Annotated in this window: 9 protein-coding genes; 4 read left to right on the top strand and 5 right to left on the bottom strand. The window is 62.1% G+C overall.

Going from position 1 to position 12,626, the window contains the following annotated elements:
• Window positions 1-32: 32 nt before the first annotated feature.
• The gene (locus ACMTA2_RS02495) at window positions 33-1,346 is read right to left on the bottom strand and encodes an ATP-binding protein (protein WP_060739672.1); all 1,314 of its coding nucleotides are present in this window, start codon (window positions 1,344-1,346) and stop codon (window positions 33-35) included.
• Between the two features lie 114 nt (window positions 1,347-1,460).
• Window positions 1,461-2,201, bottom strand: coding sequence for an osmolarity response regulator transcription factor OmpR (gene ompR / locus ACMTA2_RS02490; protein ID WP_003196691.1), 741 nt, complete (start codon window positions 2,199-2,201; stop codon window positions 1,461-1,463).
• A 354-nt stretch (window positions 2,202-2,555) separates the two neighbouring features.
• On the opposite strand from ompR, the gene ACMTA2_RS02485 reads away from it, so the two are divergent.
• The 3 genes from ACMTA2_RS02485 to gshA all read left to right on the top strand — a co-directional run bounded on the left by ACMTA2_RS02485 (window position 2,556) and on the right by gshA (window position 7,116).
• Complete coding sequence (locus tag ACMTA2_RS02485) at window positions 2,556-4,880, top strand: Tex family protein (protein ID WP_413793578.1); 2,325 nt, start codon at window positions 2,556-2,558, stop codon at window positions 4,878-4,880.
• Window positions 4,880-5,263: a PaaI family thioesterase gene (locus ACMTA2_RS02480; RefSeq protein ID WP_014336033.1), complete on the top strand. Its 384-nt coding sequence runs from the start codon at window positions 4,880-4,882 to the stop codon at window positions 5,261-5,263. The genes ACMTA2_RS02485 and ACMTA2_RS02480 overlap by 1 nt, the downstream gene beginning before the upstream one ends.
• 269 nt (window positions 5,264-5,532) lie before the next feature.
• Window positions 5,533-7,116 carry a glutamate--cysteine ligase gene (gene gshA / locus ACMTA2_RS02475; protein ID WP_413793577.1) on the top strand — a complete coding sequence of 528 codons (1,584 nt, stop codon included), beginning with the start codon at window positions 5,533-5,535 and terminating at the stop codon, window positions 7,114-7,116.
• A 79-nt stretch (window positions 7,117-7,195) separates the two neighbouring features.
• Here gshA and mgrA read toward each other — a convergent pair whose 3' ends face one another.
• Both mgrA and ACMTA2_RS02465 read right to left on the bottom strand, forming a co-directional pair.
• A complete protein-coding gene (gene mgrA / locus ACMTA2_RS02470; protein WP_413793576.1) occupies window positions 7,196-8,233 on the bottom strand; it encodes an L-glyceraldehyde 3-phosphate reductase in 1,038 nt (345 codons plus the stop codon).
• A gap of 209 nt (window positions 8,234-8,442) precedes the next feature.
• Complete coding sequence (locus tag ACMTA2_RS02465; protein ID WP_413793575.1) at window positions 8,443-9,333, bottom strand: LysR family transcriptional regulator; 891 nt, start codon at window positions 9,331-9,333, stop codon at window positions 8,443-8,445.
• 116 nt (window positions 9,334-9,449) lie between these two features.
• Between ACMTA2_RS02465 and ACMTA2_RS02460 the strand changes: the two genes are divergently transcribed.
• Window positions 9,450-10,190 (top strand): SDR family oxidoreductase, encoded by a 741-nt coding sequence (locus tag ACMTA2_RS02460; protein ID WP_413793574.1) that lies wholly within the window; start codon window positions 9,450-9,452, stop codon window positions 10,188-10,190.
• Window positions 10,191-10,355: 165 nt separating this feature from the next.
• Here ACMTA2_RS02460 and betT read toward each other — a convergent pair whose 3' ends face one another.
• Window positions 10,356-12,317 carry a choline transporter BetT gene (gene betT / locus ACMTA2_RS02455; RefSeq protein ID WP_413795579.1) on the bottom strand — a complete coding sequence of 654 codons (1,962 nt, stop codon included), beginning with the start codon at window positions 12,315-12,317 and terminating at the stop codon, window positions 10,356-10,358.
• Window positions 12,318-12,626 lie beyond the last annotated feature (309 nt).

Genomic DNA, 12,626 nt, shown 5'->3' with positions numbered 1-12,626 from the left:
CACAGGTTCTCTGTCTTATTTGAGAAAGACCGCTACACAGCATCCCGAGGCAGCATCAGTCCCAACGGCAATCGGACACGGGCTTCCAACCCGCCACCGGCGCGGTTGCGCAACTCGACGTTGCCGCCGTGCATCGAGGCGATGCGCTTGACGATGGCCAGGCCCAGCCCCGTGCCCTTCCCGCCGCGGGCGCGATCGCCCCGGGTGAAGGGGTTGAAAATGGCTTCCAGCTCCGAAGGGTCGATACCGGCGCCACGGTCCATCACGCTCAGCACCACATAAGGCGCACTGGTGTCGCCGGAGACATAGGCCGCGACTTCGACGCCAGCGCCGGCATGGTTCAGGGCATTGCCGATCAGGTTGTTCAGCAAACGCTTCATCGACACCCGACGCAATGGGAACGGCTGGATGGGCTCCAGGCGCAGGTGCACTTTCTCGTCGTTCTGGTTATAGGGCGCGACCACTTCCCGTACCAACTCGCTGAGGTCCACCTCCTCCACGGATTCATCGCGACCGTCGCGAATGAACGCCAGGAACTGGTCGAGAATCGCGTCCATGTCTTCGATGTCGCGAACCATCTCGTCGGTCAGGTCGGTGTGCTCGCCCATCAACTCCAGCGACAACCGCAACCGGGTCAGCGGTGTGCGCAGGTCATGGGAGACACCCGCCAGCATCAGTTCGCGCTCGCGCCCGGCCTGTTCCACATCCTCGGCCATCTGGTTGAAGGCGCGGTAGACCTCGGTCATTTCGCTGGGCGTATCGCTGATGGGCAGCCGCACACTGCGCCCCTGGCCCAGTTGGCGGGCTGCGTAGACCAGGCGTTTCAACGGCTGATTGAGCTGGCTGACGAAGATCCATGCCGACGCCGTCGACAGCAGGCCGATGGCCAGGAACCAGCCGAGCACGTTCCAGATTTTCTGGCCGCGCAGCGGATGCGGGTACAACGGCACTTTCAGCCAGCCATCTCCCAGGCTCGGGGCCCGCACCCACAGCGCGGGCGGCGAGTGCATGCGCAAGCGCACCTCGGTATCGGCGCCCAGTTCGGCCTGCATCTGGCGTTGGTAGATCTCGCTGTAGGGCCAGTGCTGCTCGCCCTCCGGAACGCCGGCACCGACGACACGAATCAGTGTCGCCGCCTCGGCGATCTTCGCCCGGTTGGTTTCGTCCGCCGCCCAATAAGCTCGCAGGGTCAAGGCAACGCCGTGGCTGTACTGCCGGTCCACGAGCACGTCTTCGTTCATCAGCAGGTACACCAGCGTCAGTGCCTTGGAGAAGAGCACGACGATCAGCACCAGCCAGAGGGTGCGGGAGAAGAAACTCTGGGGGAACCAAACGGGGGTTTTCATGAATTACCGCTACACACTTGCAGGAGCGAGCGATGCTCGCACAATGACAGACCGCGAGTCGCCTGGAAGAAGACATTTCAACCGGCCAGGCCACCCGCTCCTACAAATCGCCGATCACTTGCTGGCGGCGCCATCCGGCACGAACACATAACCCACGCCCCAGACGGTCTGGATATACCGAGGCTTGGACGGATCGGGCTCGATCATCCGGCGCAGGCGGGAAATCTGTACGTCGATGGAACGCTCCAGCGCATCCCATTCGCGACCACGGGCCAGGTTCATCAGCTTGTCGCGGGTCAGCGGCTGGCGGGCGTTCATCACCAGGGCCTTGAGCACGGCGAACTCACCGGTGGTGAGCATGTGAACCTCATCGCCGCGCTTGAGCTCGCGGGTGGCCAGGGACAGCTCGTAGTCGCCGAAGGTCACGCTTTCGTCTTCGCTGCCCGGCGCGCCAGGCACCGGCGCCGACTGACGACGCAGCACCGCCTTGACGCGGGCCATCAGCTCATCGGGGTTGAACGGCTTGGCCAGGTAGTCGTCGGCGCCCAGTTCAAGGCCCTTGATACGGCTCAGCTCGTCGCCCTTGGCGGTGAGCATGATGATCGGGATCTGGTTGTTGGCGCCGCGCAGGCGGCGGCAGGCGGTCAGGCCGTCTTCACCGGGCAGCATCAGGTCGAGTACGACCAGGTTGAACACTTCACGGGCCAGCAACCGATCCATTTGCTCGGTATTCGGGACGGTGCGGGCGCGGTAGCCCTTGCTGACGAAAAAGCGCTCCAGCAGGCTGCTCAGCCCGGGATCGTCGTCAACAATAAGAATTTTTTCGCCTTCAGCAGTTTGTGCAGTGCTGCTCATAGGAAGCTCCTTTGATCTCGGCGCGCATTATGGCCTAGCTGCCGTTATACGCACCGTGTGCATTGTTAGCAGATTTTTCCTCTATCTCCACATATCCGGGCATCAAGCCTACAGACCATGTCCCCCCCTCAGGACGGAACGCTGGTTATAATGCGCGGCCTTTTGCGCCGAGGAAGGTCGATCGTGACCCCGGCGTGCCATTTTCCCTTTGGCCAGGCAGCACTTTTTGAATTTCGCGGGTCAACAGGCAGCCTTTTGACCCAGGCAGCGGCGCATGCCAGGCCGCTCAACCCGTCTCGCCGAGCCCGGTATCTGTGGTGGCGAGCCTGATTTCACAATTTGTCAGGTGGTTTTATGGACAGCATCAACAGCCGCATCGCCGAGGAACTCGGTGTACGCCCACAACAGGTCGAAGCGGCCGTCGCGCTACTCGATGAAGGCTCCACGGTGCCTTTTATCGCCCGTTACCGGAAAGAAGTGACCGGCAGCCTCGATGACACCCAATTGCGGCATCTGGAAGAACGCCTGCGCTACCTGCGAGAACTCGACGAACGGCGCATCAGCATCCTGGCCAGCATCCAGGAACAGGGCAAGCTGACCCCGCAACTCGAGCGCGACATCAAGCTGGCCGACACCAAGACCCGTCTCGAAGACTTGTACCTGCCCTACAAGCAGAAGCGCCGCACCAAGGGCCAGATCGCCCTGGAAGCGGGCCTCGGCGAGCTGGCCGACGGCCTGTTCAACGACCCGACCCTGGCCCCGGAAACCGAAGCCGCGCGCTTCGTCGATGCCGAAAAAGGCGTGGCGGACGTGAAAGCGGCGCTCGAAGGCGCCAAGTACATCCTCATGGAGCGTTTCGCCGAAGACGCCAACCTGTTGGAAAAACTGCGCAATTTCCTCAAACAGGAAGCCATCCTCAGTGCTCGGGTCATCGCCGGCAAGGAAGAGGAAGGCGCGAAGTTCCGCGACTACTTCGAACACGACGAACCGCTCAAGAGCATGCCGTCCCACCGCGCCCTGGCAATTTTCCGGGGTCGCAACGAAGGCATTCTCAGTTCCGCCCTGAAGGTCGGTGAAGAATTGCCCGGCACCATGCACCCCTGCGAAGGCATGATCGGCCAGCAGTTCGGCATCCAGAACCAGAACCGCGCCGCCGACAAATGGCTGGCCGAAGTGGTGCGCTGGACCTGGAAGGTCAAGCTCTACACCCACCTGGAAACCGACCTGCTGGGCGAGCTGCGCGACAGTGCCGAGACCGAGGCGATCAACGTATTCGCCCACAACCTGCACGATCTGCTGCTGGCCGCACCGGCCGGCCCGCGCGCGACCCTGGGCCTGGACCCGGGCCTGCGCACCGGCTGCAAGGTGGCGGTGGTGGACTCCACCGGCAAGCTGCTGGATCACGCCACGGTCTACCCGCACGTGCCGCACAACAAGTGGGACCAGACCCTCGCCGTGCTCGCCGCCCTGTGCGCCAAGCATTCGGTGGACCTGATCGCCATCGGCAACGGCACCGCCAGCCGCGAGACCGACAAACTGGCCGCCGAGCTGATCAAGAAATACCCGGCCATGAAAATGACCAAGGTCATGGTCTCCGAGGCCGGCGCTTCGGTTTACTCGGCATCGGAACTGGCCTCCAAGGAATTCCCGGACCTGGACGTGTCGATCCGTGGCGCGGTATCCATCGCCCGCCGCTTGCAAGACCCCCTGGCGGAGCTGGTGAAGATCGACCCCAAATCCATCGGTGTCGGCCAGTACCAGCACGACGTTTCCCAACTGAAACTGGCCCGTGGCCTGGACGCGGTGGTGGAGGATTGCGTGAACGCCGTGGGGGTGGACGTGAACACCGCTTCGGTGGCGCTGCTGGCGCGCATCTCCGGCTTGAACGCCACGCTGGCGCAGAACATCGTCACCCACCGTGACGAACACGGCGCATTCAAGACCCGCGCCGCGTTGAAGAAAGTCCCGCGCCTGGGTGAAAAAACCTTCGAACAGGCCGCCGGCTTCCTGCGCGTCATGAACGGCGACAACCCGCTGGATTCTTCGGCCGTCCACCCTGAAGCCTACCCGCTGGTGCAGCGCATCGCCGCCCAGACCGACCGCGACATCCGTTCGCTGATCGGTGACGCCGGGTTCCTCAAGCGCCTGGATCCGAAGAAATTCACCGACGAAACCTTCGGCCTGCCCACCGTCACCGACATCCTCCAGGAACTGGAAAAACCTGGCCGCGACCCGCGTCCCGAGTTCAAGACCGCCGAGTTCCAGGACGGCGTCGAAGACCTCAAGGACCTGCAACCAGGCATGATCCTCGAAGGCGTAGTGACCAACGTCACCAACTTCGGTGCCTTCGTCGACATCGGCGTGCACCAGGACGGTCTGGTGCACATCTCGGCCTTGTCCGAGAAGTTCATCAAGGACCCGCGCGAAGCGGTGAAGGCCGGTGATGTGGTGAAAGTGAAGGTCATGGAGGTCGACATCCCGCGCAAACGCGTTGGCCTGTCGATGCGCATGAGCGACACGCCGGGCGAGAAAGTCGACGGTGCCCGTGGTGCGCGTCCCGGCTCGACGCCGCGTCAGTCGCAGAACACCGTGCCGCGCAAGGAAACCGCCACGGCGGCTCCGGCCAACAACGCCATGGCTTCGTTGTTCGCCAACGCCAAGCAGTTGAAGAAACGCTGATGGACGTGCCAGCCGGGTTGGTGGAGAGCGCATTCTTCAAGCTGCTCGGCTGCCGTCTGCACAGCCTGGGGGACGGAGTGGCGCAAGTCGCCCTGAGCCTTGAGCCGCCACTGCGCAACCGCGGCGGCAAGCTGCACGGCGGCGCGCTGTTCAGCCTGGTGGACATCGCCATGGGACTGGCCTGCTCCAGTGTCCATGGCTTTGACCAGCAGAGCGCGACCATCGAATGCAAGATCAACTACATTCGCGCCGTGTCCGACGGCGACGTGTTGTGCACCGCCCGGGTCATCCACCCGGGCCGGCGCACGCTGGTGGTCGAGGCCGAGGTGATGCAAGGCGACAAACTGGTCGCAAAAGCGCAAGGCACGTTCGCTGTCCTATAGCTCCCTGTCATCGATTTGAGTTAATTTCGATGCCATGAATGCAGTGTCGGGCTTTCCTGTGGGAGCGAGCTTGCTCGCGATAACGGAGGGTCAGTCAAGATCAACGTTGCTGATCCACCGCCATCGCGAGCAAGCTCGCTCCCACAGTGGGGTTGCGGTGGCTAGCTTTTGGCATGAAAACCAGGCGAAAACGCCAGTTTCAACTTCACCCTTGTAGACCGTCTTGCCCACCCCCATATTGGGGCGACTGACGCGTGAAGGAATTCAACTTGAGCGACCTTTTAAACCGCCGCCTGGCCCTGCTCGGCGAGCGCGCCAACCTCTCCCTGCTCGAACAGTGCCTGCACGGCATCGAGCGCGAATGCCTGCGCGTCACCGGCGAGGGGCACTTGGCGCAGACCCCGCATCCCCAGGCTCTGGGCTCGGCGTTGACCAACGAACAGATCACCACCGACTATTCCGAGTCGCTGCTGGAGTTCATCACGCCAGCCCTGGCCAACCCCGCCGATACCCTGCGCAGCCTCGACAGGATCCACCGGTTTGCCTACAGCAAACTCGGCGACGAGTACCTGTGGAGCCCGTCGATGCCGTGCCCACTGCCGGCGGAAGAAGACATCCCGATCGCGTATTACGGCACCTCGAACATCGGTCGTCTCAAGTACGTCTATCGCAAGGGCTTGGCCCTGCGCTACGGCAAGACCATGCAATGCATTGCCGGGATCCACTACAACTTTTCCCTGCCTGAAAAGCTCTGGCCCCTGCTCCGGCAGGCCGAAGGCATCGAGGCCAGCGACCGTGATTTCCAGTCGTCGGCCTACATCGCGCTGATCCGCAATTTCCGCCGCTACAGTTGGTTGCTGATGTACCTGTTCGGTGCCTCGCCGGCCCTGGACGCCGGTTTCCTGCGGGGTCGCCCGCACCAGTTGGAGCAACTGGACCCGGACACCCTGTACCTGCCCTACGCCACCAGCCTGCGCATGAGCGACCTGGGCTACCAGAGCAACGCCCAGGCCGGCCTCACGCCTTGCTACAACGACCTGGTGAGCTACACCGACAGCCTGCGCAAAGCGGTGGCAACACCCTACGCGCCGTACGTCGAAGTCGGCACTCACCAGAACGGCGAGTGGGTGCAACTCAATACCAATATCCTGCAGATCGAAAACGAGTACTACTCCAACATCCGCCCCAAACGCGTGACCTACACCGGCGAGCGGCCGATCCAGGCCTTGATGGCCCGGGGTATCCAGTACGTCGAAGTGCGTTGCCTGGACATCAATCCGTTCCTGCCGATGGGCATCGACCTTACCGAGTCGCGCTTCCTCGATGCGTTCCTGCTGTATTGCGGCCTCAATGACAGCCCGCAGCTGGAAAACAACGAATGCGGCAACGCCACGAGCAACTTCCTGACCGTGGTCAAGGAAGGCCGCAAGCCAGGCCTGCAATTGCAGCGCCAGGGTCAATCGGTGGACATGCAGGCCTGGGCCATCGAACTGCTGGAAAAGATTGCCCCGCTGGCCTCGCTGCTCGACCAAAGCCAAGGTGGCGCTGCCCACCGCCAGGCGCTGGACGTGCAACTGGCGAAAGTTCGCGACCCGTCCCTGACGCCCTCCGCCCAGGTGCTGGCCGCCATGGCCGAACATCAGGAAAGCTTTGCCCAGTTCTCCCTGCGCCAAAGCAAGGCCCACGCCGAATTCTTCCGCGCCGAGCCGTTGCTCCCCGAGGAACAGGCGACATTCGAAGAAACCGCGCGCGACTCGCTGGTCCAGCAAGCTGAGCTGGAGCAAAACGAGGTGGGCGATTTCGATGTGTTCGTAGGCGCCTATCAGGCGAGCATCCTGGCGATCAGCAACTAGATCGCCCTGTGGAGCAAATCATCGTGGCGAGGGCGCTTGCCCCCTCGCCACGATGATTGTGTGCAACTGATCGGGGGTGTTAGTCCGCCATCGACGGTTTCTCCCAGAGATTGATGCCGCCCTCCTGGGCAAACCGGTCGATCTGCGCCAGCTCTTCGGCACTGAAGCTCAGGTTCTGCAACGCCCCTACGTTCTCGATGATCTGCTCCGGCCGGCTGGCGCCGATCAGGGCCGAGGTGACGCGTGGATCGCGCAAGGTCCAGGCCAGGGCCATTTGCGCCAGGCTTTGGCCGCGACGTTGGGCGATTTCATTGAGGGCGCGCACGTGGGCGATGTTCTCCTCCGACAAATGGGAAGCCTGCAACGAGCCACCTCCCGGACGATTGACCCGCGCATCGGCCGGAACGCCCTTGAGGTACTTATCGGTCAGCAAGCCCTGGGCCAACGGGGTGAAGGCGATCACACCGGTGCCCAGCTCCTGCGTGGCGTCCAGCAGGTCTTTTTCCACCCAACGGTTGAGCAGGTTATAGGCCGGCTGGTGGATCAACAGCGGGACTTTCCACTCTTTGAGCAACGCTGCCATTTCCCGGGTCTTCACGCCCGAATACGATGAAATACCGACGTACAACGCCTTGCCCTGCTGCACCGCGGTGGCCAGCGCACTGGCGGTTTCTTCCAGCGGGGTGTCGGCGTCGAAGCGGTGGGAATAGAAGATATCCACATAGTCGAGCCCCAACCGTTGCAGGCTCTGGTCAAGACTCGCCAGCACATACTTGCGCGAGCCACCACCCTGGCCGTACGGGCCGGGCCACATGTCCCAACCGGCCTTGCTGGAGATGATCAACTCATCGCGGTACCGCTTGAAATCTTCACGCAGCAACCGGCCAAAGTTGATCTCGGCGCTGCCATAGGGAGGGCCGTAGTTGTTTGCCAGGTCGAAGTGGTTGATCCCCAGGTCGAACGCCGTGCGCAGCAGGGCGCGCTGGGTGTCGATGGGCGTACTGTCGCCGAAGTTGTGCCACAACCCCAGCGACAGCGCCGGCAGCACCAGCCCGCTGCGACCGACGCGGCGATAAGGAATGGACTCGTAGCGGTTTTCGGCAGCGGTATAGGTCATCGAAAGGCTCTCTGTTCGGGCGGCGGGTGTGGATGGCAAAAGCTAACATTTCACAGACGCATCGGTCAGGCCGAAAGTTCGCAAATCGGGTGGGGGGGCTTGCTCGCGAAAGCGGTGTGTCAGCCAGCACAAATCTTGAATTTGCCGACGCATTCGCGAACAAGCCCGCTCCCACAGGGTTTTGCAGTGCCAGATAGTCGGAGGCCCCGCTAACGCGCCTGCGCAAACACCTCTGCCACCCAATCCACGAATACACGAACCCGCGGCGACATGAGTCGGTTGTGCGGGTAGAGCACCGACACCGGCATGGACGGTGGTGGGGTGGCGGTGAGGACTTCCTGCATCAGGCCTTGCCGGATCGGCTCTTCCATCCGGTAATGCGGGCATTGGATCAGACCCAGGCCGGCGATGGCCGAGGCGGCGTAGATTTCGGCGCCGGACACCGACAACGAGCCCCCGATCGCTACTTCCTTGAGTTCGCCATCGACCATGAACTGAAACGGATAGAGTTTGGCGGTGGTCCGCGAGACGTAATTCACCGCCTTGTGATGTTTCAAGTCATCGAGGCTCTTCGGCTCGCCGTACTGGCGCAAGTAACCGGGACTGGCACAGGTAATCTGCCGAAGATTGGCGACACGCCGTCCAATCAGTGACGAATCCGCCAGCTCACCGGAGCGCAGTACGCAATCGACGCCTTCGGCAATCAGGTCGACGAAACGATCGGCCTCGCTGATGAACAATTCTATTTCGGGATAGCGGGCCATGAATTGCGGCAACGCCGGAATCACGAAATACCGTGCCTGGGTGCCGTGCAAGTCCACCCTCAACTTGCCTTTGGGCGCTACGCCGCGAAACGCCAGTTCGGCCTCTTCAAGTTCCGCCAGCAATTGCACGCAGCGGGGGTAGTAGGCTTCGCCGTCGAGGGTGGGGCGCACCTTGCGGGTGCTGCGTTCCAACAAACGAACACCCAGCCAGGCTTCGAATTGATTGAGCGTATGGGTCAGCGTGGCCCGTGGCATGCTCAAGTCTTCGGCGGCCAGGGTAAAACTGCTTCGCTCGTAGATGCGCACGAACACCTTCATGGCTTTGACTTGATCCATCTGAATCTGGCGCCTTTATTGTTAGTGATTATTGAACAGTCAAGGCAACTTTCGGGCATTTATCGCCGGGAGTAAACATGTGAACCTGGCCTCACCCACTTCAAGAGGACTCAAGCATGCCGACTCAAACGTCCAAAGTTGCCCTTGTCACCGGTGCTTCCCGCGGCATCGGCGCCGAAATCGCCAAGCAACTGGCCAGCGAAGGTTTCGCCGTCGTCATCAACTACGCCAACAGTGCCAACGAGGCGTCCAAGTTGGTGGTGCAATTGCGCCAGGCCGGCCACCAGGCCATAGCGATCAAGGCGGACGTATCCTCTGCCGCCGATGTGCGCCGGATGTTCGATGAAACCGAAGCCCTGCTGGGCAAGGTCGATGTGCTGATCAACAACGCCGGCATCCTCCAGGTGATGCCCCTGGCGCAGCACAGCGACGAGCTGTTCGAGCAGACGTTCGCCATCAACACCCGTGGCACCTTCAACACCTTGCGAGAAGCCGCGACCCGCCTGAACGACGGTGGCCGGATCGTGAATTTTTCCAGCAGCACCGTAGGCCTGAACCTGCCTGGCTACTCGGTGTACATCGCCAGCAAGGCGGCGGTGGAATCCCTGACCCAGGTGTTCGCCAAGGAACTGCGCGGGCGCCAGATCACGGTCAATGCCGTGGCCCCGGGCCCGGTCGCCACCGAACTGTTCATGCACGGCAAGAGCGAAGAACAAGTGCAGCATTACGCCAAGATGCCGCCCCTGGAACGCCTCGGCCAGCCGCAGGACATTGCCAGCATCATCGCGTTCCTGGTGAGCCCGGCCGCGAGCTGGGTGAACGGGCAGATCCTGCGGGCCAACGGTGGGCTGGTCTGAAGCTTCGCCCGGCGGCGTCCGCCAATCCGCTATCGCGAGCAAGCTCGCTCCCACAAGGGAACCGGCAGCCCTCCAAGAAGGAATCACTTGCCCCTGTGGGAGCGAGCTTGCTCGCGATAGGGCCGGCGCAGCAGATGAAAACGCTCGGCCATGTCAAAGCCTCGCTCAGCGCACCAAATGCAGGAACTGCAGGTGCCGCTCGTACTGGTCGAGGATGTCGTTGATGACTTGCTCCTTGGTATAGCCCACCAGGTCGTAATCCTGGCTGCCTTCGCTCAAGTGCACCTCGGCGCGGTAGTAGCGACGGTTGTTCAGTTGCTTGGACCCCATGCCGCCACGGGCGAAGGATGGCGTGAAGTAGCCGCGCATCTGCACCTGGTAGATGAACGGATGCTGCTCGCCGTGGCCAATTTCCAGGCTGACGCTGTCGTTGGCCGGGTCGGGCTGGGTCACCACCGTCAGGCCTTTCTCGACGAACACCGCGGTCACTTCTTCAATGGCCGGGCGCACCGTGGTGTCGAGGAAACGGTACACCTCATCCCGGGACGGAAAATGCACCGCCTGGCTCAAGCGCTGGCGCCAGCCGCCTGTCCCCCGGCGCGATCCCGACACCGGCGCCAGGGAATGCAATTGCGCAATCTGCTTCTGGGACTCCAGATAAAACGCCTTGTGCAGCCCCCACATCATCAGCAGCAAAATCAAAGAGAACGGCAAGGACGTCAGCACCACCGCCGACTTCAAGGCATCGATGCTGCCGGAGAACAACAACGCACTGGTCACCAGGGCCGTCATCGCGCCCCAGAACACCCGCAGCCATTTCGGCCCGTCCTCATCGGGGCTGCCGCCCTTGGCCGACAGCGTCGAAAGCACCACCGTGCCCGAATCGGCGGACGTGACGAAGAACACGAAGCTGATGAACACAGTGACCGCGATGACCGTCTTGCTCCAGGGGTAGGTTTCCAGCAGCAGGTAAAGGCTCATCGATGGGTTTTCCAGGGCAGACATGCCCAAGGCACTCATGCCGTGGTTCAACACTTGGTCGATGGCGCTGTTACCGAAGATCGACATCCACGCCAGGGTGAACCCCAGGGGAATCAACAGCACGCCAAAGACGAATTCACGGATGGTGCGGCCACGGGAAATCCGTGCGATGAACAGCCCCACGAACGGTGACCACGCGATCCACCAGGCCCAGTAGAACACCGTCCAGCCGCCCAGCCAGTCGCTGGGCTCGTTGTAGGCGTACAGGTCGAAACTCTTCATCGGCAAGGCGCCGAGGTAATCGCCGATGTTCTGGATCAAGGTGTTGAGCAAATGCTGGGTGGGCCCGGCGAACAGCACGAACAGCAACAATGCACAGGCCAGCAGCATGTTGATGTCGGACATGACCCGCACACCCTTGTCGACCCCCGCCACCGCCACGATGATCGCCGCGCCCATCATCAGCACGATCAGGCCGACTTGAATCCACTGGGTGTGGGCGATGCCGAACAGGTAGTCGAGCCCGGAATTGAGGTGCAGCACACCAAAGCCCATGTCCGCGCCGAGGCCGAACACCGTCGCGATAATGCCGAAACCGTCCACGGCGTAGCCGATGGGGCCGTTGATGCGCTTGCCGATCAGCGGGTACAGCGCCGAGCGCAGGGCCAGGGGCAAATTGTGCCGGTAGGCAAAGTACGCCAGGGCCATGCCGACGAACGCGAAAACACCCCAGCCGTGCAAGCCCCAGTGCAGAAACAGGATCTGCATGGCCTGGCGCGCCGCCTCCGCGGTACCGGCCTCGCCTTGGGGCGGTTGCACCAGATGGGTCAGTGGCTCGGACACGCAGAAGAAAAACAGCGTGATGCTGATGCCGGCGGCGAACAGCATGCCGGCCCAGGACAGGTAACTGAATTCGGGCTCGTCGTGGTCGGCACCGAGCTTGATCTTGCCGTAGCCGGACAAGGCGGTGACCACCACGAAGACCAGATACAGCGTCATCGCCAGCATGTAGTACCAGCCGACCGTATTAGCCGCCCAGTTCTGCGCGGCCAGCAACCAGGCGCCGGCCTGCGCGGGCATGGCAATCACCACCAGACCGAACAGCAGGATGAAGGTCGCGGCGAAGTAAAAGACTGGCGGGTTCATGCGGACCAGGCCGCTGGGTGGAAGGGACGAGGCACTCATGAACGAAGCCCCCCGGGGAACGAAAGGGTGGCAGTGGAATACGGACTCGGCAAAGGCAAGCCTCCTGTTGTGAGCGGGCAGCAAACCGACGGTTTAACTTGAATGAACGTTCAAGTTAAACATGAATAGCTAGCTAATGACTAATCGCAGGGCTCAATGGCATCTTTCCTACGCTAGCCTACGGGAGGGTATGACGTTGCCTGATGAGCATTCGTTCATTACCGCCAAACACCGCCCCTGTGGGAGCTTGCTCGCGATGGCGGTATGTCA

This window comes from Pseudomonas medicaginis (assembly GCF_965119365.1).
Taxonomy (GTDB): Bacteria; Pseudomonadota; Gammaproteobacteria; order Pseudomonadales; family Pseudomonadaceae; genus Aquipseudomonas.
Note: the sequence above shows the minus strand (reverse complement) of the source record. Positions and strands in the feature narration are given on the sequence as shown.